Below are 25,287 nucleotides of genomic sequence, written 5' to 3'. Positions count from 1 at the left end.
CGAGCACCTCGCTAAACTCCTCACCAACAGCGAATAACCAGCGGTGTTGCGACCACCCCTAGAAACCGCCAAACCGACAGGGGCCCTTGGACATCGGCTAGTCGAGCGAGCGGATCGCCAGCGCCGCACCGAGGGCGGCGACGACCGCTTCGTAGCCCTTGTCCTCGGTGGAGTCCGGGTAGCCTGCGCGGGCGAGCGCCTGCTCCTGGTTGTCGACGGTGAGGACGCCGTGGGCGACGGGGGTCGACTCGTCGAGCGCGACCCTGGTGAGCCCTTCGGTGACGGACTTGCACACGTAGTCGAAGTGGGCGGTGCCGCCGCGGATGACGGTGCCGAGGGCGACCACGGCGTCGTACTTGCGGGCGAGCGCCTGGGCGGCGATCGGGAGTTCGACGGCCCCGGCCACGTGCAGGACCTTGACGTCGGCGACCTTGGCGTCGGCCGCTGCTACCAAGGCGCGCTTCAGCAGTTGGCCGACGATCTCGGTGTTCCAGTCCGTGGCGACGATGCCGAGGGTGAGCCCGGCGGCGTCGGGGACGTTGATCTCGGGTGCTCCGTGTCCGGCCATGTCAGGCGGCCTCTTTCGTGGCGAGGACGGGCGCGGGCAGGTCCGAGAGCAGGTGGCCCATGCGGTCGCGCTTCGTGGTCAGGTAGGCGAGGTTGTCCGGCGTGGCGTAGGTCGGCAGGGCGACCCGGTCGATGACCTCGAGGCCGTGGCCTTCGATGCCGGCGCGCTTCTCCGGGTTGTTGGTCAGGAGTCGCATCGACTTGATGCCGAGGTCGGACAGGATCTGCGCGCCGATGGCCCAGTCGCGGGCGTCGGCGGGCAGGCCGAGTTCGAGGTTGGCGTCCACAGTGTCGCGACCCTGGTCCTGGAGCTGGTACGCCTGGAGCTTGTGGACCAGGCCGATGCCGCGGCCTTCGTGGCCGCGCATGTAGAGCACGACGCCGCGGCCTTCGGCCTCGACGGTGCGCAGCGCTGCCTGGAGCTGGGGGCCGCAGTCGCAGCGCAGGGAGCCGAAGGCGTCGCCGGTGAGGCATTCGGAGTGGACCCGGACGAGGACGTCCATGCCGTCGCCGATGTCGCCCTTGACGAGGGCGACGTGCTCGTTGCCGTCGAACACGGCGCGGTAGCCGATGGCGGTGAACTGGCCGGACTCGAGCGGGAGGCGGGCTTCGGCGAGGCGCTTGACGTGGACCTCGTTGCGCTGGCGCCATTCGGCGAGCTGGGCGACGGTGATGAGGAGCAGGTCGTGCTCGTCGGCGAAGGCGCGCAGTTCGGGCAGGCGCATCATCGTGCCGTCGTCGTTCATCATCTCGGAGATGGCGCTGACCGGCTGCTTCCCGGCGAGGCGGGTGAGGTCGACGGCGGCTTCGGTGTGGCCGCGGCGGACGAGGACGCCGCCGTCCTTGGCGCGCAGCGGGACGACGTGGCCGGGCCGGTTGAGGTCGGTCGCGAGGGTCTCGGGGGCGGCGAGGACGCGGATGGTCTGGGCGCGGTCGGCGGCCGAGATGCCGGTGGTGACGCCCTTGCGGGCGTCGACGGACACCGCGAAGGCGGTGCCCTTGTAGTCCTGGTTGGTGTGGTGCGCCGGGGGCAGGTCGAGGCGGTCCGCGGTCTCCGAGGGCATGGCGACGCAGACGTAGCCGCCGGTGTAGCGGATGGTGAAGGCCATCAGCTCTGTCGTGGCGTCTTCTGCGGCGAAGACGATGTCGCCTTCGTTCTCGCGGTCGGCGTCGTCGGCGACGATCACGGGCCGTCCGGCGGCGATCGCGTTGATGGCGTCTTCGATGCGGTCGAGGTGGATCTCGTTCATCAGATGCTCCCGGCTGACTGGAGGAGTTTTTCGACGTGCTTGGCGACGACGTCGGTCTCGATGTGGACCGGGTCACCGATCTGCTTGCGGCCCAGGGTGGTCGCTTCGAGCGTGGTGGGGATGAGGCCGACGCTGAACTCGTCGCCCTCGATCCAGGCGACCGTCAGGGACGTGCCGTCGATCGTGATGGAGCCCTTCTCGACCACGTACTTGGCGAGGCCTTCGGGGAGGCGGAAGGTGACTTCCTCCCATTCGGCGGCGGGGGTGCGCTTGACGATCTCGGCGACGCCGTCGACGTGGCCCTGCACGAGGTGCCCGCCGAGGCGGGTGGTGAGGGTGGCGGCGCGTTCGAGGTTGACCTTGTCGCCGGGTTCGAGCTTGCCGATGACCGAACGGCGGTAGGTCTCCTCCATGACGTCGGCGGTGAAGACATCGCCTTCGACGCTCACGACGGTGAGGCAGACGCCGTTGACGCTGATGGAGTCGCCGAGGGCGGCGTCAGAGCTGACGACGGGCCCGCGAACGGCCAGGAACGCTTCACTGGCCTTGACGACTTCGCCGAGTTCTTCGACGATTCCGGTGAACACGATTGGAACTCCCTACCTGCTGCGGTCTGTGCGGCACGCAGGCGGGGGCAGGAGAATGGCTCGCAGGGGCCAGCGATGGCCACCTACGTTGCGTCTGCTCCCATCCGGACTTTAACCGTCGGTCCTGGATTCTCACCAGGTCAACCGTCCGCTGGTTGCGGACGGGTCGCGGACTCGCGGCTTTCGCCGCTCACCGCCGGCTCGGAATTTCACCGACCCCGCTGACGCGCGTTTGCTACAAGGAATTGTGCCACGGGGATATTCCTCCGTGGTCCGCACTGTGACGCACCCTACTGATCACAGGCGTGTTCAGCGGTCGTTCGTCCAGAAGACGGGACGGCGGTTGGTGCGGCCGGGGGTGCGGCCCTCGGGGAAGGCCACGTAGTTCCCGGGGTGGGATTTGGCGACGCTCTTGAGGGTGGTGGCCTCGGCGACGGCCTCGTAGGCGTCGGCGAAGCGGCGCACCGTGGAGAGGGCGACACCGGTGGAGAGCGTGGGCAGGCGGGAGCGGGTGAGGCGCCGGGAGGTGCGGTCGGCGTGCTCGATGTAGCCGCGCTCGGCGTCGAGGGGGTCGCACAGCTGGCGGACGCGGCGCGCGAAGTGGTCGTTGAGGAAGCCGGTGACGGCCTCGGCGTGCTCGGGCAGGCACAGGATGGTGAAGTCGTCGCCGCCGACGTGGCCGAGGAAGACCGGGGCGGCCCCGGCGTCTCCGGCGGCGGCGTAGACGCATTCGGCTAGGGCCCTGATGAACTCGTCTCCGCGCACGAACCCGTAGACGTCGTTGACCGCTTTGAACTGGTCGATGTCGATGTAGCACAAGGCGAACGGGTCGCCGCGTTTGATCCAGGACTGGAGTTCGCGGAGGATCCTGTCGTTGCCGGGCATGCCGGTGAGCGGCGAGGATTCGCGGACCTCGCGGTGGCGGCGGATCGCCGAGTCGATGCGGGCGGAGACCTCGGCGGGGTCGAAGGGCTTGGCGATGTAATCGTCCGCGCCGGCCTTGAGCCCGGCGATCTTGTCGGCCGAGGAGGGCCCGGCGCCCAGCAGGATGATCGGCAGGCTCGCGGTCGCCGGGTCCGCGCGGAGCTGGCGGGTGAGGGCGAGGCCGTCGATGAACGGCAGGTCGGCTTCGAGGAGGACGATGCCGGGGCGGCGGAGCGCGATCCCGGCGAGGGCCTGGTAGCCGTCGCGGGCGAGCGCGGTGTCGAAGCCGTCGGCCCTCAGCCGAGCGGCGAGGAACTCGGCGATCTCGGGGTCGTTGTCACTGATGAGGACCAGTTCGAGGGGATTCGGCACAGCGTCAACTCGCCGTCGGGTGGGGGTGAATCGCTGGGGGGCGCATCGGGGGTCATCCGGATGATCGCGCCGCGTCGGCGCGGGCGCGCAGGCGCCGGGCCGCATCGGCGGGGTCGGCCGCGCCGTAGATCGCGGTGCCGGCGACGAACGCGTCGGCTCCGGCTTCTGCGGCGGCGGCGATGGTGTCGTCCGCGATGCCGCCGTCGACCTCGATGCGCAGTTCCAGGTGGCCGGAGTCGGCGTGGGCGCGGGCGGTGCGGACCTTGTCGAGCAGCTCGGGCATGAACGCCTGGCCGCCGAAGCCGGCCTTGATCGTCATGATCAGGAGCGTGTCGAAGGCCGGGAGGATCTCGAGGTAGTCCTCCACTGGCGTGTCGCGGTCGATCGCGAGCCCGGCCTTGGCACCTGCCGCGCGCAGGTCCTTCGCGAGCGTGACGGGATCGGCGGAGGCCTCGGCGTGGAAGGTGACGTTGTAGGCGCCGAGTTCGGCGTAGCCGGTGGCCCAGCGCTCGGGGTCCTCGATCATGAGGTGGCAGTCGAGCGGGATGTCCGTGGCGGCCTTGAGGGACTTGACGATCGGCGGGCCGAGCGTGAGGTTGGGGACGAAGTGGTTGTCCATGACGTCGACGTGGAGCCAGTCGACGGCCCCTTCGACCGAGTCGGCCGCTTCGGCCAGGCGGGCGAAGTCGGCCGCCAGGAGACTCGGGGCGATGACGGTGTCGGCCTGCGCCGTTCGGAACTGTGCCACACGGACAGTGTAGGTCGCGAAACCGCGACGCAGGCCGGACACCTGGGCTCGGTGTGAGGACCAGCGCGGAGCCGAACCCGAGACCATTGGTTCGCTCGCGAGGCGGAGGGGCCTCTGCATACCGGTGTTGTATGCAGAGGCCCCGACAACGCACCGAGCGGTCGGATGGGCCGGATTCAGCACGCTGGTCCTCACACCGAGCCCTGAGTGCCGGATGTGGCTCAGGTCAGCATTCGACGTCCATCGCGGCCGCGGGGCCGGAGGCGACGAAGCCGAACAGCTCCTTGGTCTGGCCCGCCGCGACCGAGGCGTTCCAGCCGACGTCCTTGGCGGTCACGGTGGAACCGGAGGTGGTCAGCTGGGTGTTCCAGCTGCTGGTCACCGCTTGCGAGCCGGGCCAGGTCCAGTTGAGCGTCCAGCCGTTGACGGCCTGCTCGCTGGTCATGGAGACCTTGCCCTGCCAGCCCGTGCCCCAGTCGCTGACGACATCGATGTGGACGGTGCAGTCCCGTTCGTTCGGGCCGCCGGTGGTGGGGTCGTCGGTCGGCGCGTCGGAGGTCGGGTCGGTCACCGGGTCGGTGGGCTCCACCTGGCCGGGCCAGCCGCTGCCGGCGTTGTTGGCGAGCTGGTAGGCCAGGTCGGGGATGAACTGGCCCGCGCTGCCGGCGCAGCCGTCGGCCTCGCCGGGGAGCTTGACCCACAGGTACGCGTCGATGCCGGTGACGCCGGTGGACGTCGTCGGGAACTTGCCGATGGCCCGGCCGGGCGGGTCGCACCAGTCGTTGGGGTTCGGCGGGTTCAGCGGCCCGTTGCCGTTGCGGCTGGTGTCGATGACGACGCCCTTGTCGGAGCCGACGATGCCGCGGACCTGGTTGGCGTAGGCGGTGGCCTCGTCGGTGGTGCGGTAGTTGGAGACGTTGAGCGAGAAGCCGTCCGCGTACTGGATGCCCGCGGCCTGGAGGCGCCGGCCGGCTTCGGCGGCGGTGAGCCAGGCCGAGTTCCCGGCGTCGAGGTAGACCTTGGCCTGCGCGTCGGCGGCGTTGAGCTTCTGAGCCGCGTAGGCGAGGGAGGCGTTGATCTGGGCGCGTTCGGAGGTGTTGTGGCAGTCCTGCGCGAGCACGTCGGGTTCGATCACGATGTACGCGGGCCCGTCGATCTCGTTCGCGATCTGGTCGATCCAGCCGCGGTAGGCCTCGTGGTTCGGGGCGCCGCCGCCGGAGTGCCCGCCGCAGTCGCGGTTGGGGATGCCGTAGACGACCATGACCGGGGCCGCGCCGTCCGCGGCCGCGCCGTCGACGACCGCGGCGACCTGTGCGGCGATCCCGCCGGTGGGGTTGTACTGGGTGAACCAGGTGCCCGCCGGGGTCTCGGCGATCCGGTCGCGGATCATGCTCGCGCGCGAGTCGTTCGGGTTCTGGGCGACCCAGCGGGCCGCTCCCGTGTTCGGGTTCGTCCACAGTGCTTGGGCCTGTGCGTTGGCATCCTCCTGCGCGCCCGCGTTGGGGCTGAGGAGGAAGCCCGCGCTGAGCGCGGCCGCCACCGCTGTGGCGGCTCCCGCGACGATCGCCGCGAGACGCTGTCGTCGTTCCATCTGATGCTCCTAGGGTCAGTTGTGCCGGTAACCCGGGGAAATATTCACCCCTGTCAATGAATGGTAGCGCTTCCAATTCGCTCGATTGAGCGACCCCACCCGTCAAAAAAGGACTTCCCCCTGCGACCGGTTCGCACCGTTCCGCAGAGGGAAGCCGAAGAGCTGGAAGGTTATCGGTTGCCGGTTTTGCGCAGCAATGCGAGGAACATCGCGTCCGTGCCGTGGCGGTGCGGCCACAGCTGCACGAACTCGCCGCGCTCCGAACCGGGTACGCGCCCGGTGAGCCACTCAGGACGAACGAGCTCCGCTCCCCCGGCCTTCAGCACCGACTCGACCACCTCGACGGTCTCGGCGCCCACCGGCGAGCAGGTCACGTACGCGACGATCCCGCCCGGCCGCGCCAGGCGCAGACCAGAGGCGAGCAGCTCGCGCTGCAGCGGCACGAGGTCGTCGATGTCGCTGCGCTGCTTGCGCCAGCGGGCCTCCGGACGACGGCGCAGCGCGCCGAGCCCCGAGCACGGAGCGTCCACGAGCACCCGGTCGGCGGAGTTCGCCTTGCCGTACTCGCGGCCGTCGCCGGTGTGGACGGTGACCGGCAGACCGCGCGCGGCCTTGGCGACAAGTTCAGCGCGGTGCTGCTGAATCTCGACCGCGTCGATCGTCGCGCCCCTTTGGGCCGCAACCGCTCCGAGCAGACCGGTCTTGCCGCCGGGCCCGGCGCACAGGTCGACCCACGTCTTGTCCGAGCCCTCCAACGGGGCTTCGGCGAGCTGCAGGGCGACCAGCTGACTGCCCTCGTCCTGGACATGGGCGAGGCCCGTGACCACGGCCGGAAGGCGCCCCGGGTCGCCGCTGGGCATGTAGACCGCGTACGGCGACCACTGGCCGTGCCCGCCCCCGCGCGACTCGCGCGAGAGGTCGCCCTTGGTGATGCGACCGGGCTTGGCGCACAAGTGCACCGGCGGCGCCACGTTGTCGGCCTCCAGCGCGGCCGGAAGCTCCTCGGGGCCGAGGACGGCCTCGAACTCGGCGGTGATCCACTCCGGGTGCGCATAGCGCAGGGACAGGTCGTGGCGGCGGTCGCCGGTGGCGAGCTCGGCGGTCCACTCGTCGAGGTCCTTCGCGGCGACCTTGCGCAGCACCGCGTTCGCGAGCCCGGAGACGCGCGGCGAGACGGCGGCCTTGACGAGGCTGACGGTGGTGGCGACGGCCGCGTGGGCCGGGATGCGCATGTACAGGAGCTGGTAGGCGCCCAGGCAGAGGGCGTCGACGAGGTCCTGCTGGAGCTGGCGGATCTCGCGGCCGGAGGCGGCGGCGAGGATGGCCTCGAGGGTGCCGAGGCTGCGGAGCGTCCCGTAGGTGAGCTCGGTGGCGAGGGCCGCGTCGCGGCCGGAGTTGTCGGTCTCGGCGATCATCCTCGGCAGGACGAGGTTGGCGTACGCGTTGTCGGCGGTGACGGCGTTGATCGCGTCGAAGGCGACCCGGCGCGGGTTCACCTTCGGGAGGTCGCGTTCGGCTTCGCGTCGGCGGTTTCGTTTGTCGCTCATGTGAACACCGGGCTCTCGGTTTGGAGGCCGCGGCCCCAGGCGGCGGCGTCCATGGGTTTCTTCCCGGCGGGCTGGACCTCGTGCAGGAGCACGGGGTCGGTGGCGGTGCCGACATGGACGGTCTTCTTGGCGAGGGCGACCTCGCCCGGCGCGAGGCGCGGGCCTTCGGGATCGGGCCGGACGGGGCCGAGCCGCAGGCGCTGGCCCTCGAATTCGGTCCAGGCCCCGGGGGCGGGGGTGACGGCGCGGATGCGGCGGTCGACGGCGAAGGCCGGGTCGCTCCAGCGGACGCGCGCGTCGTCGACGGTGAGCTTGGGGGCGTAGGAGATGCCGTCCTCGGGTTGGGGCTCGCCGACGATGATGCCCGCTTCGAGGGCGTTCACGACGTCGAGGGTGAGGCGGGCACCGGCTACGGCGAGTCGGCCGAGGAGGTCCCCGGAGGTGTCCGTGGCTTCGATCGGCTCGGTGAGGCGGCCGTAGACGGGTCCGGTGTCGAGGCCCGCTTCGAGCTGGAAGACGCAGGCGCCGGTCATCTCGTCGCCCGCGAGCACGGCGTGCTGGACGGGGGCGGCGCCACGCCATGCGGGCAGGAGCGAGAAGTGGAGGTTGATCCAGCCCAGGCGCGGGATCTCGAGCGCGGCGGGCGGGACGAGCGCGCCGTAGGCGACGACGGGCACGATGTCGGCGTCGAGTTCGCGCAGGCGGTCCAGGAATTCGGGCTCGCGCGGCTTGGCCGGGGTGAGCACTTCGACGCCGTGGTCGTCGGCCCAGGCGGCGACGGGCGAGCGGGAGACCTTGCGGCCGCGGCCGGTGCGGGCGTCGGGTCGGGTCAGGACGGCGACGACCTCGTGGTCGGAGCCGTGGAGGGCCTCGAGGGTCGGCAGAGCGACCTCCGGGGTCCCGGCGAAGACGATCCTCATCGCTTGAAGAACACACCCTTGGAGTCGTGGGGGGTGACTTTCACTTTGACGTCTTCGTTGTACCAGTCCTGGGCCTGGATCTCGGACAAGGCGGCCTTGCGGCGCTCGGAGTCGAGGCGGTCGATGAAGATGATGCCGTCCAGGTGGTCGGTCTCGTGCTGGAGGCAGCGGGCCATGAGGCCGGTGCCGACGATCTGGAGGGGGTCGCCGTATTCGTTGAAGCCCTTGGCGACGACGTTCTGGCGGCGGACCGTGTCGAAGTAGAGCCCGGGGAGGGAGAGGCACCCTTCGGGGCCGTCCTGCTCCTCCTCGTCGGGGAATTCGAGGACGGGGTTGACGATGTGGCCGATGACGTCGTCGACGTCGAAGGAGAACACGCGCTTGCTGACGCCCAGCTGCGGTGCGGCGAGCCCCGCGCCGCCTTCGTCGCGCATGGTGTCGAGCAGGTCCTTCACGAGGCCCCGCAGTTCCTTGTCAAAGGTGTCGACTTCCTCGGCCGCGGTGCGCAGGACCGGGTCGCCGAAGATGCGGATGGGCTGGATCGACAATGTGCTGACCTTCCGATGCGTGTACTGGCCGTCCACCAGTGTCCCACCCGCCGGGCGCTTTCCGTGAGGGGTCGGCGCCGGGTGTGGCCCGGACCGGGGCCGCCGCGCCCCGATGGGGGCGAGGCGCGGCGGCGGGACCGCTCAGGAGCATCAGCCCGGCGACCATCCCAGCAGCGACGCAGACCAGCAGCACGACCACGGGAAGCGGCAGTTCGACGTTGAGGAGTCGCATGGCTCATGCCTTCTTGGGGTGCATCGGCGCTCGGGCGAGCGCGAGCCAGACGACCAGGACGAACACGCCGGTGAGGACGGCGTCGAACGGGGCGTAAAGCTCCTCGCTGCCGGGGAACTCCACTTCGAGGACCATGCCGGCGGCGAACTCGGTCAAGAGCAGTTGGAACGGGATCGCCCGGAGGATCAGCGCCGCGATCAGCACGCCCGCCAGCGCGGCGCCGAGGGGTCTGGCGTTGAAGCGGGCCATGACCGCTCCGGCGGCGGCCCCGGCGGTGAAGTAGACGGCCGAGCGGATCAGGGTTTCGAGCAGGGCGATGCCGCCGAGGTCGAGGCTGCCGGCGCCTTCTGCGGCGAACAGGTTGTGGGAGAGCCTGACCAGCTCCGCGAAGGCGACGCTTCCGGCGATGACGACGGCGCCGAAGAGGGCGTACGCGGCGAAGAACTCCTTGCGGGTCATGCCGGTGGTGATCGCGAGGGGGAAGTCTCTGACGAGGTAGACCCAGCCGATGCCGGTCAGGACCAGCGGAAGGTAGCGGAGGACGTAGTCGCTGTATTCCCCGTCGAAGGAGATAGCGAGGCGCAGCCCGAGCTGGAGGAGTTGGAGGACCGTGAAGGCGATCAGGATCCAGAGGCCGTAAGTCTTGCCGACTTCGGCGGCCCATTGCAGGCCGAGTCGGTACTTGCGTTGCGCGAGAAGCGTGGTCACGGTCAGGCTCGTTTCGCTGAGACGGGGAGGGATCGCAGGGCCAGGACGTAGGCGGCGATCAGGACGGCGGTGACGGCGAGTGCGGTGCCCGCCCAGGCCGCGAGGTGCCACTCGCCGCCGAGGGAGCCGAACTCCAGGCCGAGGACGCCGGCGTAGAGGCCGGCGGCTCCGAAGAGGACCGCCACGGTGAACCAGGTCCTGCCGCCGAAGCGTGCGGCGACCACGCCGATGAACGTCCCGGTGAAGAAGTAGATCGGGGTGATCGCCAGGTAGCGGGCGCCGAGGCCGAGGGTTTCGCCCCACGAGCGGGGCGCGTCGCCGGTGAGGGTCAGGAGGGCGTGCTCGGCGGCGAACCCGGCTGTGGTGAAGGCGGTGAGGGCGATGGCGGTCAGGGCGCCGAAGACGGCGTAGGCGACGGTGATCTCGCGGCGGGTGCAGCCGCGCGAGATCCACACCGGCAGGTTCGCGTACAGGATCCCTCCGGCTGCTACGGCCGCGAACCACTGGAGCACGGTGGCGGCGATGGCCCAGATGCCGGTCTCGATGGCTTGGGCGAACACTGCGGAGGAGGTGAGGGCGATTGCGGCGCCGACGAGCAGGGCCAGGCGGGCCCATGCCGAGGCACCGGTGAAGAGGCGCCATCCGAGGCGGTAGCGGCGGCGGTCGAGCCTGGCGCGGTTGCTTACGGCGCTTTCGAATGCGGTGCTCATGGTCAGGCCTTCTTGGAGCGGAGCGGGAGGTCGATGAGGATCTGGCGGGCGGCGAACGCGAGCGCGACCGCCACGAGGGCGACCCCGGCGAGGATGGGGAGGCGGCCCCATTCGTCGATGAAGCGGCCGAGGAAGCCCAGCCAGCCCGGGCCGAACGGCTCGGTGTTGTAGAGGGCGTTGTCGAGGCTGAAGACGACCGGGAGGATCGGGATCAGGAGCAGCCAGCCGCTGTTCTCCCAGCGGTAGGAGGCGACGCCGATGACCGTGCCGGCGGCGAAGTAGGCGAGGTACATCAGGGGGTAGACCGCGGCGAACGCGGCCGTTTCGCTCCAGGAGCCGATGGCGGTGACCGAGCCGTCGGCGTCGATGCCCTGGGACCAGCCCATCGCGTCGTAGTAGGCGCGTTCGGCGAGGAGTCCGGCGAAGACCGCGGCGCCGATCGCCAGGGACCACAGCACGCCGAAGACGCCCATCGAGACGGCGAGCTCGCGTCGGGTCATCCCGGCGGCGATCATGTTGGGCGCCAGGCTGAACACGAAGCCGCCGCCGACGAACGCGGTGAACCACTTGGCGACGTTCGCGGTGTAGAACCAGGTCGAGAGGTCGATGTCGGTGTTGAAGGAGAGCGCGAACGGCCCGAGGAAGGACACGAGGACTGCGGCGATGATCCAGTACTTGAAGTACTTCAGGCCCTCCCCCGCGATGCCGACGCCGAAGGCGTACCGGCGGCTCGGGAGCGTGAGGTTCTGGAGGGACGGCATCGTCAGGCTCCGTTCCGGGTCGGATCGGTGAGGTGGATGAAGAGGTCCTGGAGGCCGACCGGGCCGATCTCGACGCCCGCGGCGGAGGCGCGCTCGCGCATGCCGGGGTCGAGCGCGGCCGCGATGGTGGTGCTCTTGGTGCCGCCGAGCTGCTGTTCGGCGAGGACTTCGAGGCTCGCGGTGAGGGAGTCCACGGCCGCGGTGGGCCCGGTGAGGGTGGCGCCCATGTTCTGGAAGACCTCGATCTCCTCGTGGCGCAGGACGCGCCCGCGGTCGACGATGACGACCTCTTCGAGGTAGTTGGCGACTTCGTCGATGAGGTGGGTGGAGAGGACGACCGTGTGGGGGCGGTCCATGTACTCGGCGAGGAGTTCCTTGTAGAACGCGTCGCGGGTGGGGGCGTCCATGCCGAGGTGGACCTCGTCGAACATGGTGAGCTCGGCGCGGGCGGCGAGGCCGCAGACCGCGGCGAGGACCGAGCGCTTGCCGCGGGAGAGCTCGCGGATCTTCTTCTTGAGCGGCAGCTCGAACCGGTCGGCGAGCTTGAGGGCGTAGGCGGTGTCGAACCCGGGGCGGATCTGGCCGGTCTCGATGGCGGTCTTGACGGAGTCGGTGTCGTCGAAGTCGCCGCCTTCGCGGATGAGGGCGACGCGCGAGACGATCCCGGCGTTCTCCCACACCGGCTCGCCGTTGACGAGGATCTGCCCGGTGGTGGGCTTGCGGAAGGCGGCCAGGAGGCTGAGGAGGCTGGTCTTGCCGGCACCGTTGCGTCCGAGCAGGCCGTAGATCTTGCCGGCCTCGAGTTCGAGGTTCACGTCGGCGAGGGCGTCGGTGTCGCGGTATTTCAGCGTGACGTCGCGGAGGGTGGCGGAGAAGCTCATTTGCGGGCGCCTTCCTGTGCTTCGAGGTAGTCGATGATGTCGGTGAGGGAGATGCCGGCCTGGCGGGCCTCTTGGACGAGGGGGGCCAGCACGCGTTCGAAGAAGCGCTCGCGGAAGTCGGCGGCGAGTCGCTCGCGGGCGTCCTCGGCGACGAACATGCCGACGCCGCGCTGCTTGTAGAGGACGCCTTCGTCGACCAGTTCCCGGAACGCCTTCTGCGCGGTGGCGGGGTTGATCTGGTAGAAGGCGGCGTACTGGTTGGTCGACATGACCTTGCCTCCCGGTTCGAGCGAGCCGTTCATGATCTCGGCCTTGATCTGATCGGCGATCTGCCGATAGATCGGTGTGCCGTCATCGAACATCTCGCCTCCTTTGATGTAGATGGAACAGGTTGGTTGGTTCAGAGGTTCATTACTTGACTAATGAACCATAGCACGTTGGTACCGGCATCCGTCAACCCGCGCAGCGCACGCGAGAACCCCGGCCCGGACTCACTGGTCGGACCGGGGGTTGTGGCTGCGTGCTGCGGCAGGCGGAGGTCGGCACCGAGTCCGATATGGCCGGCTGCGGGAATGTCACCCCAAAGGCGTCGGTGACAACAGCAGGTCGCTCAGACGAGGCCGCCTTCGTAGGCCGCGATCACGGCCTGCGTGCGGTCGCGGACGCCGAGCTTGGCGTAGACGCTGCTGAGGTGGGTCTTGACGGTTTCGCGGCCGAGAAACAGGTCACCCGCGATCTCCACGTTGGACAGGCCTTTGGCGGCGAGCACGAGGACCTCCCGCTCGCGTTCACTCAGGTCACCGATTCCCTTGGGGGTCTTCCGTGCCGGTGCTGCCGCAGCGAGGCGGCGGACCGCTTCGGGGAACAGGAGCGCGTCCGTGCGCGCCACGAGCCGCACCGCAGCCAGCAGGTCCTCGACACGGGTGCGCTTGAGCAGGAACCCGTCGGCCCCGGCCCGGAGCGCCTGCCACACGTAGTCGTCGTTGTCGAAGGTGGTGACCACCAGTATCTTCGGCGGCGCATCCATTTCGGACACGATCCGCTCGGTGGCCTGTATGCCGTCGACCGTGGGCATCCGCACGTCCATGAGCAGCACGTCGGCCTTGCCCGAGCGGGCGATCGCGACGGCGTCGACGCCGTCGGCGCCTTGGGCCACGACCTCCAGGTCCGGTTCGGCCCCGATGATCGCGGCGAACCCGGAGCGGATCAGGGCCTCGTCGTCGATCAGCGCGATGCGCAGCGGTGCGGTCATTCCCGGCCTTTCGTCTCGATCGGCATGGTGGCGCGGACGCTCCATTCGCCTGGGGTCCAATCGGTCTCGGCGGTCCCCCCGAGGACGGCGGCGCGTTCGGCCATGCCGATGAGCCCCCTGCCGCCGGGCCGCGGGCGCGGTCGGCGCGTCGCCGGGCTGGTCACGTTCACGGCTACCGCCTCCTCGCCGACGTCGACCTCCACGGTCGCCCGCGGCTCGTCGGCGTGGCGCAGCACGTTCGTCAGCGCCTCCTGCACGATCCGGTAGATCTCGCGTGAGGCCAAGCGCCCCAAAGTCTCAGGATCGCCGGTGACCTGCAGGTCGACCGCGACACCCGATTCGGCGGCCAACGAAGCGAGGTCGGCGAGGTCCCGCTGCGGCGCCCGCGAGTCGTCCCGGTCCTCGCGCAGGGCCCCGATCACGGCATCCAGTTCGGCCAGCGCGCCACGGGCTGTGTCGCCGACCGCCGTCATGGCCTGGGCGGCGAACGCGGGGTCGGCGTTGATGAGCCGCGATGCGGCCTCGGACTGGACGACGACCACCGAGAGGGCGTGGCCGACCGAGTCGTGGAGTTCCCGGGCGATGCGGTTGCGGGCGGCCAGGCGGGCGGCCTCGGCCCGCGAGGCGGCGAGGCGGTCGCTCGCGCCCTGCCCGAGCAGTTTCGGGGCCAGGACCTTCATGCCGGCACTGGTGGCGGCCACGAGGGCGATCAGTGCGACCAGGAGCAGCGGGGCGGTGAGCAGGCCCCATTCGAGGAACCATCCGGTGAAGGCGCCGGGCGCCGTCGCGATGTCGGTGAAGGCGAAGCGGGACCCGTAGTAGGCCACGTACGGGATGAACGGGACGACGGCGAGGGTGACGCCGCTGACGACCCCGCCGACCGCGGCGTGGAGGGTGAACCAGAGGCCGGTGCGCCAGCGGGAGTTCCAGGAGGAGTCGTCGGCGGGCGAGTCGAACTCGGCGCCGAGGAGGCGGCGGGCGGCCGTGCGTTCGACCTCGCGGTCGGGCAGCAGGAGCGAGGCGGCGGCGACGAGCGGGAGCACTGCGGCGAAGACCGAGGGTTCGATGATGCCGTCGAAGCCGCTGTCGGGGTTGAGGAAGTTGTGGCCGATGGCGCCGACCATCATGAACGGCATCATGAGCGCGCCGCCGAGGATGATCCAGACCCACCCGCGGTAGGTGGCCCGGGACCAGAGCGGGGCGAGGAGGCGCATGGGGCCATTGTGCCAGCGGCGGACGGTGTTCACCGATCCAGCGTCGCAGGCGCCGCGGCCTGCGGCCTCCCTCCGGAGCGGGGCCGCGGTCCCCCGCGCGGGGGACCGGGCCGGCCCTTCATGGGTGCTATTTGCCTTCGTAGGCGTCCTTGAGGCCTTGGAGGTCGATCTTCTTCATCTCGTACATCGCCTTGACGGCTCGCACGGCGCCGTCCCTGTCGGGGCCGCCCACGTACTGGTCGGCCTCGGTGGGCCAGACCTGCCAGTTGACGCCCCACTTGTCCGCGATCCAGGCGCATTGGATCTCGGTGCCGCCGTTGGCGAGGAACGCGTCCCAGAAGCGGTCGACCTCGGCTTGGGAGTCGCAGTTGATGAGCAGGGACATGGCGTGGTCGTGCTTGGCGGAGTCGTCGCCGTTGATCGCGGTGAACGACTGCCCGGCGAGGTCGAAGTTCACGACCATGACGTCGCCGACGGCACCGTGGGCGTCCTCGACATAAGGGATGCTGCTGGTGATCTTGGCGTCGTCGAAGAGGGTGAGATACCACTCGACGGCCTCCTCGGCGGTGTTGTCCTTGTACCAGATGTTGGTGACGATCTTCTGCATGACGGTTCGTCCTTCCGAGCGGAGCTGATAAGCCGATTGCATCAGTTGAGACGACGCGGCGAGCCGAAACTCATCGCATCGGTGCCGTTCGGCGCCACCTTTCCGGTGAGACTCCCGGCCGCTCCGGAGCGGCCGGGAGGAGCGGACCGGCGACAGCACCGGCCGGCCCCGGTCTTGGTCGATTGAGCCCCGCCTGGCCCCGCGACGACAGCGGTGCACGAATTCGCCTGCTATACATGGCTGGTGACCGAAGAACGCCCCGGCCGCCTCCGCAACGCCATCGCCGCGCTCGCTTACCGCATGCAGGCGTTCACCGTGGTCGGCTACATGGGCGTCGTCTCGCTCATCGGCGTCGAAGCGCTCATCGTGCTCCTCGGGTTCACCACGGTCCTGCCGATCGCGATCCCGTTCGTGCTCATCGTCCTCGGCGTCGCGTACCTCCTCCGCCAGCGCCTCAGCGCCCTGTGGGCCGGCATCCGCGCCAAGGCCAGGCGGAGCGAAGCCGAATAGTCACGGCCGCGCCCCGGGAACCTCGCGGCCGAAACGGCGCATCAGCTGGGCGAAGCGGAAGGCGTTCACCACTGCGGCGCCGCCCCGGTCGTTGTTGAAGTAGACGTGGCAGTCGGCTCCCTCGGGCCACGCCTCGTCGATGCGTCGGCACCACGACCGCAGCGCCGCGTCGCCGTAGCTCGGGGCCGGCTTCGCCCGGCCCTCATGCAGTCGCAGATAGCCCCAGGACGCGGTGCGCCACAACGGGGTCACGGGACGGCCGCCGCGGTCGGCCCAGCACAGGGCCGCGTCCCGCTCGGTCAGGACCGAACGCACGTCATCGTTCCACCAGGACTCGTGCCGCGGCTCGACGGCGACGCGCGCGCCCTTCGGGAAACGGTCGAGGCATGCGGCCATCAAGTCGGGGTCGGCTTTGAGCGTCGGCGGCAACTGCAGCAGGAACGGGCCGAGCCGGTTCCCGAGCCCGGACGCGGCATCGGTCAGACGCCGCACCGGCTCGGCGGGGTCGCGCAGCCGCTTCAAGTGCGTGAGGAAGCGACTCGCCTTGAGCGCCATGACGAACCGCTCTGGCGTCTCGGAACGCCACCGTTCGAAGACGGCATGTGCGGGCAACCGGTAGAACGCGCCGTCGTTCTCGACGGTGGCGAAATGCCCGGCATAGTGCTCCAGCCAGCGCCGCTGCGGCACGCCCTCCGGATAGAGCACGCCCCGCCAGTCGCGGTACTGCCAACCAGAGGTGCCGACGAGGACCGGCATGTCCCCCATTGTCCCGCGCCGGGACCCCTCCCGGGGAGGAGCTGCGACAATTGGGTTTCCCCTGAGGTGAAGGACCCCATCATGACCCAGGATGAAGCCCGCCCCGCGTCCGATCCCGCGCCCGAACCGGTGCCGGAGCCGGCGGTCGCATCGGACCCGGTCCCCGGACCGTCGCCCGAGCCCGGCGCTGAACCGAACCGCCTCCCCGACCAGGCCGCGGGGCCCGCTTCGGAACGATCGGCAGGCGCCACCGCCGATCCCGTGATCTCGCCACCGCCGTACGACCCGTACGCCTCGCCCCCGCCGCCATATGCCCCGTACGGTTCACCCCCGCCGTACTACTGGCAGCCGCCGATGCCGGGGACGAACGGCTTCGCTGTGGCGGCCCTGGTCGTCGGCATCGTCGGGCTCTGCTTCTGCTTCGGCTTCCTCGGGATCATCTTCGGCAACGTCGCGAGGCGCCAGATCGAGGCGACCGGCCAGGCCGGAGCCGGCATGGCGACGGCCGGGATCGTGCTCGGCTGGATCGCGGTCGCCTGGATCGTGCTCCGCGTCCTCCTCGTCGCCGGTGCCGGCACCGTCGGGTACTAGCGGCCTCGAGAACTAGCGCAGTCGCCTGAGCCGCAACCGGATCAGGCGATCTCGCGGGGGTCGATGCGGATGCGCACCGGCTCCGCCTTCGCGCTCGAGCGTTCGGCCGTCGCCTTGGCGAGGACGCTCGCGAGGGCGGCGCCGTCGCGGCGGCGGACGCGCAGGAGCACGCGCTCGGTGTGCTCGTCGACGGGGATCGGGCCGATGACCTCGGCACCCAGGGCCGAGGGCAGGTTCGCGGCGATCTTCTCGGCCTCGCCGTTCGGCCCCGTCAGCGCGGCGAACTTCATCACCGGCGGGAAGCCGAGCTCGGACCGCTCGCCGAGTTCGAGACGAGCGAACCAGGCAGGGTCCCAACGGATCAGCGCCTGCACCACCGGCAAACCGCCGTCGGCGACCACCACGGCCGTGCCGCCGGGACGGGCCAGGGCGACCGCGTTCATCCAGCGGCGCAACGCTTCTTCGCTCGCCGTCAGCTCGGCTCGCGTCAGCAGCGCCCACGTGTCGAGGAGCAGCACCGCGCCGTAGCCTCCAGGCGCCGGAGGCTCCACGCCCGGCGTCGCGACGACGACCGCCGCGCCCTTCGGGGCCGACTCCAGCCGGTTCAGGCCCGTCGACTCGACTACGGCCGTGTCCGGGAACGCTTGGGCCAGTTCCTCGGCCGTGCGTTCGGCGCCGATGATCACGGCCCGCACGCGGTTCGAACCGCACTCGGCGCACCGGAAGTCCTCGGCCACGGTGCCGCACCAGCCGCACACCGGAGCCCGGCGAGCGCCCATGAGCCGCAAGGGACCCGAGCAGTTCGGGCATGCCGCGCGGGTGCGGCAGCGCTGGCACGAGACGGCCGGAACGTAACCGCGCCTGGGGACTTGGACCAGGACCGGCTGGTCCTTCGCGAGGGCCGCCCGTGCCGCCTCCCAAGCGACGGTGGGAAGCCGGGCGGTGCCTCCCGACGGGTCCCGCTCCAGGTCGGACTCGTCCCCTACTGGCACGATTCGCGGTGCGGCGCTGCGGATCTCGTCTCGTGGAGCGGTGATAGAGACGGCCCATTCGGTTTCGACCAGCAGCTGCGCCTGGGGCGTGCGGCCGTAGCCGCCGACGAGGCAGGCGGCGTTGGCGAGTCCGGCCCTGGTGAGCAGGACTTCCCTGGCGTGCGGGTACGGGGCGTGGCGGTCCACGTGGGACTCGTCGCCGTCGTCCCAGATCGCCACCAGACCGAGGTCGGCCACGGGCGCGAGGGACGCGGCGCGGGTGCCGGCCACGATCCGCACTTCGCCCCTGGCGGCCTTCAGGAACGAGCGGTAGCGCTTGGTCGGGCCCAACTGGGCCGAGAGGGTCACGTGGCGGTCGGGGCCGAGTACGGCTTCGAGGGCGGCGTCGAGCCGGTCGAGGTCGTCCTGGTCGGGCACCACGAGCACCGCGCCGCGACCGGATGCGGCGGTCGCCGCCGCGGCCTCGGCGAGGCGGGCGGGCCAGTCCTCACCGGGGAGGGCGTTCCAGACGGCCTTCGGCGATTTGTTCTCGCGCAACGCGCGCAGGAATGCCTCGCCAGCGATATATCTCTTCCAGTGATCCGGGGTCGGCGCGGCCACTGCGAGGGTCTCACCGCGCTGTTCGGACTCGACCCTGACTCGGCGCTCGGGGACCGCCAGGCGCAGCACGTCCGCGAGGGTCCCGGCGTACCGGTCGGCCACGGCGCGGGCGAGGCGCGCGATCTCGGGGCTGAGGACGGGCTCGGGAGAGACGAGCTCGGAGAGCCACAGGAGCTTGCCGGTGAAGTCGGTGGCGGGTTTGAGGGCGATGACGTAGCCGCTGACCTTGCGGCGGCCGAAGCGGACCTTGACCCGGCAACCGGGCCTGACCTGGGACGCCATGTCCTCGGGGATCCGGTAGTCGAAGAGCTTGTCCAGCTGGGGCAGCGGTTCGTCGATGCACACCGCTGCGAACGCCGGGGACTCTTCCATCCCATAAAAGTACCGGGCGGCTCCGACAAGCGGAGCCGCCCGGCGGCTGAATCCAGTGCCTAGTTCACGGCTTCTTTGAGGGCGGCCGCGCGGTCGGTGGCCTCCCAGGTGAACTCCGGGAGCTCGCGTCCGAAGTGGCCGTAGGCGGCGGTCTTGGAGTAGATCGGCCGGATCAGGTTGAGGTCGCGGATGATCGCGGCCGGGCGCAGGTCGAAGACGTCGAGGACGGCGCGCTCGATGCGCGCGGGGTCGACGGTCTCGGTGCCCATGGCGTCGACGGCGATGCTCACCGGCTTTGCTTTGCCGATCGCGTAGGCGACCTGGACCTCGCAGCGCTCGGCGAGCCCGGCGGCCACGACGTTCTTGGCGACCCAGCGCGCGGCGTACGCGGCCGAGCGGTCGACCTTCGACGGGTCCTTGCCGGAAAAGGCGCCGCCGCCGTGGCGGGCGTAGCCGCCGTAGGTGTCGACGATGATCTTGCGGCCGGTGAGGCCGGCGTCGCCCATCGGGCCGCCGATCTCGAAGCGGCCGGTCGGGTTCACCAGCAGGTTGTAGCCGTCGGTGTCGAGGTCGAGGCCGGCGACGACCGGCGCGATGACGTGCTCGGCGACGTCGGGCGACAGGAGCGAGTCGAGCGAGATGTCGGGGGCGTGCTGGCTCGAGACCACCACGGTGTCGAGCCGCACGGGCTTGTTGCCCTCGTACTCGATGGTGACCTGGGTCTTGCCGTCAGGGCGCAGGTACGGCACGGTGCCGTCCTTGCGGACCTCGGTGAGCCGCTGGGAGAGCCGGTGCGCCAAGGCGATCGGCAGGGGCATGAGCTCGGGGGTCTCGCGGCACGCGAAGCCGAACATGAGGCCCTGGTCGCCCGCGCCCTGGAGGTCCATCTCGTCGATGTCGCCGGAGTCCACACGGGACTCCCAGGCCTTGTCGACGCCCTGGGCGATGTCGGGGCTCTGGCCGCCGATCGAGACGTTCACGCCGCACGAGGCGCCGTCGAAGCCCTTCTTGGAGGAGTCGTAGCCGATCCGCAGGATCACGTCGCGCACGATCCGGGGGATGTCCGCGTAAGCGTGGGTCGTGACCTCGCCCGCCACGTGCACCTGGCCGGTGGTGATGAGGGTTTCGACCGCGACCCGGCTGGAGGGGTCCTCCGCGAGCAGCGCGTCCAGAATTCCATCGGAAATCTGGTCGGCGATCTTGTCCGGGTGGCCCTCAGTGACCGACTCGGAGGTGAACAGGCGACGTGCCACGGCACTCCTCAACACACATCCACGCCGCAAAACGGCGCTCTTCAACTGACTTCGCAGCTCACAAGTCTATGCGCTGAAGATCTTCCCACCAAGTCGGCACGCGGCGCTCACGCGGTGTCAATCGCGTCCACCCACCGGGAGACGCTCGGACACGGCGTCCCAGATGGCGTCTGCCACGGCTTCCTTGGTGGCGTGCTCGCGGGCGTCGACTTCGCCACTCTCGTCGAACAAGGTGACCGAGTTCTCCGAGGCGCCGAACACGGCCCCGCCGGAGACGTCGTTCAGCACCACCAGATCGGCGCCCTTCGCCTCGCGCTTGCGCATCGCGTGCTCGGGGCCGTTGTCGGTTTCGGCGGCGAAGACGACGAGCACCTGGCCCGGGCGCTTGGTACGGCCCACCACTGCGGCGATGTCCTGCGTCGAGGTGAGCGCCAAGTCGAGGTCGCCCTTGCGCTTCAGCTTGCGGTCCGAGGACTCCTTGGGCGTGAAGTCGGCGGGCGCGGCGGCGAGGACCGCGGCATCGGCCTCGAGCGCGGCCTTCACCGTGGCCTCGTGCAGCTCGCCCGTGGTGGAGACGCGTTCGACGCTGATGCCCGCGGGCAGCGGGGCGTCGATGTGGGCGGCGATGAGGTGCACCTCCGCGCCGCGCGCGGCGGCAGCGGCGGCGAGGGCGATGCCCTGGCGGCCCGAGGAGTGGTTCCCGATGAAGCGCACCGGATCGATCGGCTCGCGCGTCCCGCCGGCGGTGACGAGGACCTTGCGGCCCACCAGGTCCCGTGCCGGTGAAGTCAAGAAGCCCTTGACGAGGGCGAAGATCGATTCGGGCTCGGGCAGGCGCCCGGGGCCGGTGTCGGCACCGGTGAGGCGGCCCGAGTCGGGCTCGATCACGTGCACTCCGCGCTCGCGCAAGGTGGCGACGTTCGCGCGGGTGGCCGGGTGCTCCCACATCTCCGTGTGCATCGCCGGGGCGAACACGACGGGGCAGGTCGCGGTCAGCAGGGTGCTGGAGAGGAGGTCGTCGGCGCGGCCTTGGGCGGCGCGCGCGAGGAGGTCCGCGGTCGCCGGGGCGACCACCACGAGATCGGCCTGACGGCCGAGCTGCACGTGTTTGACCTCGGATACGTCGGAGAAGACGCCGGAAGCCACCCGGTGGCCCGACAGGGCCTCCCAGGTGGCTTCACCGACGAACTTGAGCGCCGCCTCGGTCGGGATCACGGTCACGTCGTGACCGGACTCTTTGAGGAGGCGGAGCAGGATGCAGGCCTTGTAGGCGGCGATGCCGCCCGACACGCCCAGGACGATGTTCACGCGCGAAGCTTACGCCTCGGGGTCGTCGAACGCCTTCGTCTCGAGGAGGCCCTTGTCGAGCTCGCGCATGGCGATCGACAGCGGCTTCTCCTCGGGCGTGGTCTCGACGAGCGGGCCGACGTACTCGAGCAGGCCTTCGCCCAGCTGCGAGTAGTACGCGTTGATCTGGCGCGCGCGCTTTGCCGAGTAGATGACCAGCTGGTACTTCGACTGGCTCTTCTCGAGCAGGTCGTCGATCGGCGGGTTGGTGATGCCGACCGGGTCGGCGACAGTCCCTGACACGTGTAATCCTTCGTGTGCGACTCGTGTTGCTCAGAGGCTCCGGTGTGCCGGGCCTCAGTTGTGGCTCGCCAGCTTCGCCGTGGCGAAAGCGGGGGAACTGAGCAACTCTACCAGCTCGGCGGCCGCCTGCTCGATCGACACATTGGTGACTGTGTGATCGAACTCGGCCTCCGCGGCGAGCTCTTGGCGGGCGGCGTCCAGGCGGCGCGCGATCGTGGCCTCGTCCTCGGTCCCCCGCCCGGTGAGGCGGCGGACGAGTTCGTCCCACGACGGCGGTGCCAGGAACACCAGTTGGGCGTCGTGCATGGCCCGACGGACCTGGCGGGCGCCCTGCAGTTCGATCTCCAGCAGCGCCGGGAGTCCGGCGCGCAGGCGTTCCTCGACCGGGCCGCGGGGGGTTCCGTAGAGGTTCCCCGCGTAGGAGGCCCACTCAAGGAACTCCCCCGCGGCGATCATCGACTCGAACTGCTCGGTCGACACGAAGTGGTAGTCGGCGCCATCGGCCTCACCCGGGCGAGGCTTGCGGGTCGTGCAGCTCACGGAGAGCCAGACCCACGGGTAGTACTCCTGGATGAGGGCCTTGACGCTGCCCTTGCCGACTCCGGACGGACCGGACAGCACCGTGAGGCGCTGGGCCAGGGCTGCGTGGTGACTATCGATGCTCACGCGACTACTACTACCCGAACTTAGGCCTGGTCGCCCTTGAATTCATCCAGAAGCGCGGCGCGCTGGTGCTCGCCCAGGCCGCGCAGCCGACGCGAGTCGGCGATCTTGAGCTTCTCCATGATCTGGGTGGCGCGCTTGTCGCCGATGCCCGGGAGGGCCTTCAGCACAGCCGAGACCTTCATCTTTCCGGAGATGTCGTCGGTGGCAGCGGACTTGAGGACCGCTTCCAGGGTGGTCTCGCCCGACTTCAGCTTCTCCTTGAGCAAGGCGCGGGCCTTACGGGCCGCGGCGGCCTTCTCAAGGGCTGCGGCGCGCTGTTCCGGAGTCAGTTTAGGGAGCGGCACGGGGTCTCCTTGCAGTCGATGGTTTCGTCCCTGTGGACCTTGACGTGCGGGTATCGCTGAAGCATACCCAGCTCGGGAACGGTAACCCCAGCGTCCGACACGCCTGCGACCGGGGGTGGGGCAAATTCCGGGCGCGGAAATCGCAGGTTTATTCCCCCATTGCGGCGCGGCATTCCGACTGCAACGCCTCGACGGCTGTGCGAATGCTCGCCACGGCAGGCCCCGGCTGCGCGATTTGTCGGGAATAGGACGGGATTGCGAAGTTCGTTGCGGGGCCGAGGACGCGCGGAAGATCACTCGGGCGTCCACCCTGCGCACCCATGCCCGGGACCAGGATGGGGCCGTTGAACTGGGACAGGTCGTGAGCGGTGTCACGTTGGCGCACGGTGGTGTGCGTGATTCCGTAAGTCGACTCACGCAGGCGCGCCTCGCCTTCGGAAGCGCAGGCCCCGATGGTGGCGCCCATGACGATCCCGAAGGAGCCCATGGGTTCCGCGTCGCCGTTCTGCTCGTTGACCTCGTCGATGATCCCCTGCGCCACGGACTTCCCGTCGCGGCGCTTGGCCATCTGCACCTGCTTGCCCTCGGGGTTGGAGGTGCGGGCCAGCACGAACAGGCCCTTGCCGTGGGCGTTGGCCAGGTCGAACGCGGGCTGGAGCGAGCCGGTGCCGAGGAACGGGCTGAGGGTGATCGCGTCGACCGCGAGCGGCGAGGCCGGGTCGAGGTAGGCCTGGGCGTAGGCGGCCATCGTGGAGCCGATGTCGCCGCGCTTGACGTCGAGGATGACGAGCGCGCCGGCCTTGCGGGACTCGGCGATCACCCGTTCGAGGAGCGCGATGCCGCCCGAGCCGAAGCGTTCGTAGAACGCCGACTGGGGCTTGATGAACGCGCACGTCTCGGCCGTGGCCTCGACGATCGTCATCGCGAAGCGCTCGGCCCCGGCCAGGTCGTCGTCGAGCCCCCAGTGCTGCAGGAGCGCGCCGTGCGGGTCGATTCCGGCGCACAGCGGACCGCGCACCTGCGAGAGGTGGTGGGCCCGGGTTCCGAAATCCTTGTTGATTGGCATCGCTTTCGCTTCCTTGTCGTCAGCTGTTCTGAGGGGTTCGTGAGCCCTGCGGGCCGCGGCGGGCGGCGGACCGGTAGCGGCGCACGCTGCGGCGCACCATGCCCGGCCCGTTGTAGATGAGGCCGGAGTAGACCTGGACGAGGCTCGCCCCGGCGTCGAACATGGCCTGCGCGTCGTCGGCGGTCATGACCCCGCCCGAGCCGATGATCGGCAGGTTGCCGTTCGTCTCGCGGTGGACGAAGCGGACGATCTCACGTGAGACCTGGGTGAGGGGCTTGCCGGACATGCCGCCGGGCTCGGCGGCGATCGCGTCCTCGCTCGGGTCCACGCCGTCGCGCCCGAGGGTCGTGTTCGTGGCGATGACGCCCGCGACGCCGGTCTCGAGGCAGACCTCGAGGAGCTGGGCCATCGCGGGCTCGGTGAGGTCGGGGGCGATCTTGACCAGCACCGGGCGCGGCTGGCGCCCGGCCGCGAGGCGCACGCCCTCCTGGCGCAGCGCGCCGAGCAGGGCGCGGAGCGCGCCCGCGTCCTGAAGCTGGCGCAGGCCCGGCGTGTTGGGCGAGGAGACGTTGATGGCGATGTAGTCGGCGAAGGGGTAGAGGAACCGCATCGACTGCAGGTAGTCCTCGATCGCGCCTTCGAGCGGCACCGCCTTCGACTTGCCGATGCTGATGCCCAGCGGGCAGTTGATCGCGGGGGCGGCCGTGAGCCGGGCCGCGAGAGCCTGCGCGCCGTCGTTGTTGAAGCCCATGCGGTTGACGATGCCCTCTGAGCGGGGCATGCGGAACATGCGGGGCTGCGGGTTGCCCGGCTGGGGCTGGGCGGTGACGGTGCCGATCTCGGCGAAGCCGAAGCCCAGGGCGGGCCAGGCGCCGACGGCGAGGCCGTTCTTGTCCATGCCCGCGGCGAGCCCGATGGGGTTGGGGAAGGGGATGCCGCACACGGTGACGGGGGCGCTGAGCTGGTTGACCTTGATGAGGGCGTTTCGGGCCTGTCGCTGGTTGGACAGGCGGGTGAGCCAGCGCAGGGTGGTGTCGTGCGCTTTTTCGGCGTCGCCGCGTCCGATCCGGAACAGGACCGGACGGGCCAGATTCTGATACAGCATGGTCATTCCTGTATACGTCAATT

General features: G+C 70.2%; 28 protein-coding genes and 1 riboswitch. Of the genes, 2 read left to right on the top strand and 26 right to left on the bottom strand.

The window, feature by feature from the left end:
- Positions 1–97: 97 nt before the first annotated feature.
- The 17 genes from ribH to ACFO8M_RS17165 form a co-directional block, all read right to left on the bottom strand.
- A complete protein-coding gene (gene ribH, locus ACFO8M_RS17245) occupies positions 98–568 on the bottom strand; it encodes a 6,7-dimethyl-8-ribityllumazine synthase (protein ID WP_387977797.1) in 471 nt (156 codons plus the stop codon).
- Between the two features lies 1 nt (position 569).
- Positions 570–1,817 (bottom strand): bifunctional 3,4-dihydroxy-2-butanone-4-phosphate synthase/GTP cyclohydrolase II, encoded by a 1,248-nt coding sequence (locus ACFO8M_RS17240; protein ID WP_387977795.1) that lies wholly within the window; start codon positions 1,815–1,817, stop codon positions 570–572.
- Entirely contained in the window at positions 1,817–2,404 is a 588-nt protein-coding gene (locus ACFO8M_RS17235; protein ID WP_387977793.1) for a riboflavin synthase, read from the bottom strand. Before ACFO8M_RS17235 ends, ACFO8M_RS17240 begins: the two co-directional genes overlap by 1 nt.
- Before the next feature lie 88 nt (positions 2,405–2,492).
- Positions 2,493–2,634, bottom strand: a riboswitch (FMN riboswitch).
- Between the two features lie 79 nt (positions 2,635–2,713).
- Positions 2,714–3,700, bottom strand: coding sequence for a GGDEF domain-containing response regulator (locus tag ACFO8M_RS17230; RefSeq protein ID WP_387977791.1), 987 nt, complete (start codon positions 3,698–3,700; stop codon positions 2,714–2,716).
- A gap of 52 nt (positions 3,701–3,752) precedes the next feature.
- Positions 3,753–4,448, bottom strand: coding sequence for a ribulose-phosphate 3-epimerase (gene rpe, locus ACFO8M_RS17225; protein ID WP_387977789.1), 696 nt, complete (start codon positions 4,446–4,448; stop codon positions 3,753–3,755).
- A gap of 226 nt (positions 4,449–4,674) precedes the next feature.
- Positions 4,675–6,039: a glycoside hydrolase family 6 protein gene (locus tag ACFO8M_RS17220; RefSeq protein WP_387977787.1), complete on the bottom strand. Its 1,365-nt coding sequence runs from the start codon at positions 6,037–6,039 to the stop codon at positions 4,675–4,677.
- A 170-nt stretch (positions 6,040–6,209) separates the two neighbouring features.
- Positions 6,210–7,625 (bottom strand): RsmB/NOP family class I SAM-dependent RNA methyltransferase, encoded by a 1,416-nt coding sequence (locus tag ACFO8M_RS17215; RefSeq protein WP_387977804.1) that lies wholly within the window; start codon positions 7,623–7,625, stop codon positions 6,210–6,212.
- Positions 7,583–8,506 carry a methionyl-tRNA formyltransferase gene (fmt, locus tag ACFO8M_RS17210; protein WP_387977785.1) on the bottom strand — a complete coding sequence of 308 codons (924 nt, stop codon included), beginning with the start codon at positions 8,504–8,506 and terminating at the stop codon, positions 7,583–7,585. Before fmt ends, ACFO8M_RS17215 begins: the two co-directional genes overlap by 43 nt.
- Entirely contained in the window at positions 8,503–9,054 is a 552-nt protein-coding gene (gene def, locus ACFO8M_RS17205) for a peptide deformylase (RefSeq protein ID WP_387977783.1), read from the bottom strand. Before def ends, fmt begins: the two co-directional genes overlap by 4 nt.
- Positions 9,055–9,289: 235 nt before the next feature.
- Complete coding sequence (locus ACFO8M_RS17200) at positions 9,290–9,994, bottom strand: hypothetical protein (protein WP_387977781.1); 705 nt, start codon at positions 9,992–9,994, stop codon at positions 9,290–9,292.
- 2 nt (positions 9,995–9,996) lie between these two features.
- The gene (locus tag ACFO8M_RS17195) at positions 9,997–10,704 is read right to left on the bottom strand and encodes a hypothetical protein (RefSeq protein WP_387977779.1); all 708 of its coding nucleotides are present in this window, start codon (positions 10,702–10,704) and stop codon (positions 9,997–9,999) included.
- Positions 10,705–10,706: 2 nt separating this feature from the next.
- On the bottom strand, positions 10,707–11,465 hold the full coding sequence (locus tag ACFO8M_RS17190) for a hypothetical protein (protein WP_387977777.1): 759 nt from the start codon (positions 11,463–11,465) through the stop codon (positions 10,707–10,709).
- 2 nt (positions 11,466–11,467) lie between these two features.
- On the bottom strand, positions 11,468–12,346 hold the full coding sequence (locus tag ACFO8M_RS17185; protein WP_387977775.1) for an ATP-binding cassette domain-containing protein: 879 nt from the start codon (positions 12,344–12,346) through the stop codon (positions 11,468–11,470).
- On the bottom strand, positions 12,343–12,708 hold the full coding sequence (locus tag ACFO8M_RS17180) for a GntR family transcriptional regulator (RefSeq protein ID WP_360416224.1): 366 nt from the start codon (positions 12,706–12,708) through the stop codon (positions 12,343–12,345). Before ACFO8M_RS17180 ends, ACFO8M_RS17185 begins: the two co-directional genes overlap by 4 nt.
- A gap of 248 nt (positions 12,709–12,956) precedes the next feature.
- A complete protein-coding gene (locus ACFO8M_RS17175) occupies positions 12,957–13,598 on the bottom strand; it encodes a response regulator (protein WP_387977773.1) in 642 nt (213 codons plus the stop codon).
- Positions 13,595–14,845: a sensor histidine kinase gene (locus tag ACFO8M_RS17170; protein ID WP_387977771.1), complete on the bottom strand. Its 1,251-nt coding sequence runs from the start codon at positions 14,843–14,845 to the stop codon at positions 13,595–13,597. The genes ACFO8M_RS17175 and ACFO8M_RS17170 overlap by 4 nt, the downstream gene beginning before the upstream one ends.
- Before the next feature lie 94 nt (positions 14,846–14,939).
- A complete protein-coding gene (locus ACFO8M_RS17165; RefSeq protein WP_387977769.1) occupies positions 14,940–15,419 on the bottom strand; it encodes a VOC family protein in 480 nt (159 codons plus the stop codon).
- A 243-nt stretch (positions 15,420–15,662) separates the two neighbouring features.
- Here ACFO8M_RS17165 and ACFO8M_RS17160 point away from each other — a divergent pair, with 243 nt between their 5' ends.
- Positions 15,663–15,929, top strand: coding sequence for a hypothetical protein (locus ACFO8M_RS17160; RefSeq protein ID WP_387977767.1), 267 nt, complete (start codon positions 15,663–15,665; stop codon positions 15,927–15,929).
- Here the strand turns inward: ACFO8M_RS17160 and ACFO8M_RS17155 are convergent, their stop codons facing one another.
- A complete protein-coding gene (locus ACFO8M_RS17155) occupies positions 15,930–16,685 on the bottom strand; it encodes a DUF72 domain-containing protein (protein ID WP_387977765.1) in 756 nt (251 codons plus the stop codon).
- A gap of 81 nt (positions 16,686–16,766) precedes the next feature.
- Between ACFO8M_RS17155 and ACFO8M_RS17150 the strand changes: the two genes are divergently transcribed.
- Entirely contained in the window at positions 16,767–17,276 is a 510-nt protein-coding gene (locus ACFO8M_RS17150; RefSeq protein ID WP_387977763.1) for a DUF4190 domain-containing protein, read from the top strand.
- 41 nt (positions 17,277–17,317) lie between these two features.
- Here ACFO8M_RS17150 and ACFO8M_RS17145 read toward each other — a convergent pair whose 3' ends face one another.
- From ACFO8M_RS17145 to ACFO8M_RS17110, 8 genes are all read right to left on the bottom strand, one after another.
- A complete protein-coding gene (locus tag ACFO8M_RS17145) occupies positions 17,318–19,207 on the bottom strand; it encodes a primosomal protein N' (protein ID WP_387977802.1) in 1,890 nt (629 codons plus the stop codon).
- A 92-nt stretch (positions 19,208–19,299) separates the two neighbouring features.
- Positions 19,300–20,493 (bottom strand): methionine adenosyltransferase, encoded by a 1,194-nt coding sequence (metK, locus tag ACFO8M_RS17140; protein WP_387977761.1) that lies wholly within the window; start codon positions 20,491–20,493, stop codon positions 19,300–19,302.
- Positions 20,494–20,610: 117 nt separating this feature from the next.
- Positions 20,611–21,801 carry a bifunctional phosphopantothenoylcysteine decarboxylase/phosphopantothenate--cysteine ligase CoaBC gene (gene coaBC, locus ACFO8M_RS17135; protein ID WP_387977759.1) on the bottom strand — a complete coding sequence of 397 codons (1,191 nt, stop codon included), beginning with the start codon at positions 21,799–21,801 and terminating at the stop codon, positions 20,611–20,613.
- Positions 21,802–21,810: 9 nt separating this feature from the next.
- Positions 21,811–22,083 carry a DNA-directed RNA polymerase subunit omega gene (gene rpoZ / locus ACFO8M_RS17130; RefSeq protein WP_026923083.1) on the bottom strand — a complete coding sequence of 91 codons (273 nt, stop codon included), beginning with the start codon at positions 22,081–22,083 and terminating at the stop codon, positions 21,811–21,813.
- Positions 22,084–22,137: 54 nt separating this feature from the next.
- Positions 22,138–22,749: a guanylate kinase gene (gmk, locus tag ACFO8M_RS17125; RefSeq protein ID WP_387977757.1), complete on the bottom strand. Its 612-nt coding sequence runs from the start codon at positions 22,747–22,749 to the stop codon at positions 22,138–22,140.
- Between the two features lie 20 nt (positions 22,750–22,769).
- Positions 22,770–23,093, bottom strand: a complete 324-nt coding sequence (gene mihF / locus ACFO8M_RS17120) for an integration host factor, actinobacterial type (RefSeq protein WP_136528615.1) — start codon at positions 23,091–23,093, stop codon at positions 22,770–22,772.
- A gap of 148 nt (positions 23,094–23,241) precedes the next feature.
- Entirely contained in the window at positions 23,242–24,159 is a 918-nt protein-coding gene (pyrF, locus tag ACFO8M_RS17115) for an orotidine-5'-phosphate decarboxylase (RefSeq protein ID WP_387977755.1), read from the bottom strand.
- Between the two features lie 19 nt (positions 24,160–24,178).
- Positions 24,179–25,264 carry a quinone-dependent dihydroorotate dehydrogenase gene (locus ACFO8M_RS17110; RefSeq protein WP_387977753.1) on the bottom strand — a complete coding sequence of 362 codons (1,086 nt, stop codon included), beginning with the start codon at positions 25,262–25,264 and terminating at the stop codon, positions 24,179–24,181.
- Positions 25,265–25,287: the final 23 nt, after the last annotated feature.

The sequence above is a fragment of the Glycomyces rhizosphaerae genome, assembly GCF_042647865.1.
GTDB classification, from domain to species: Bacteria; Actinomycetota; Actinomycetes; order Mycobacteriales; family Micromonosporaceae; genus Glycomyces; species Glycomyces rhizosphaerae.
The sequence above is the reverse complement of the archived record's forward strand: the minus strand, read 5'-3'. Positions and strand labels throughout refer to the sequence as shown.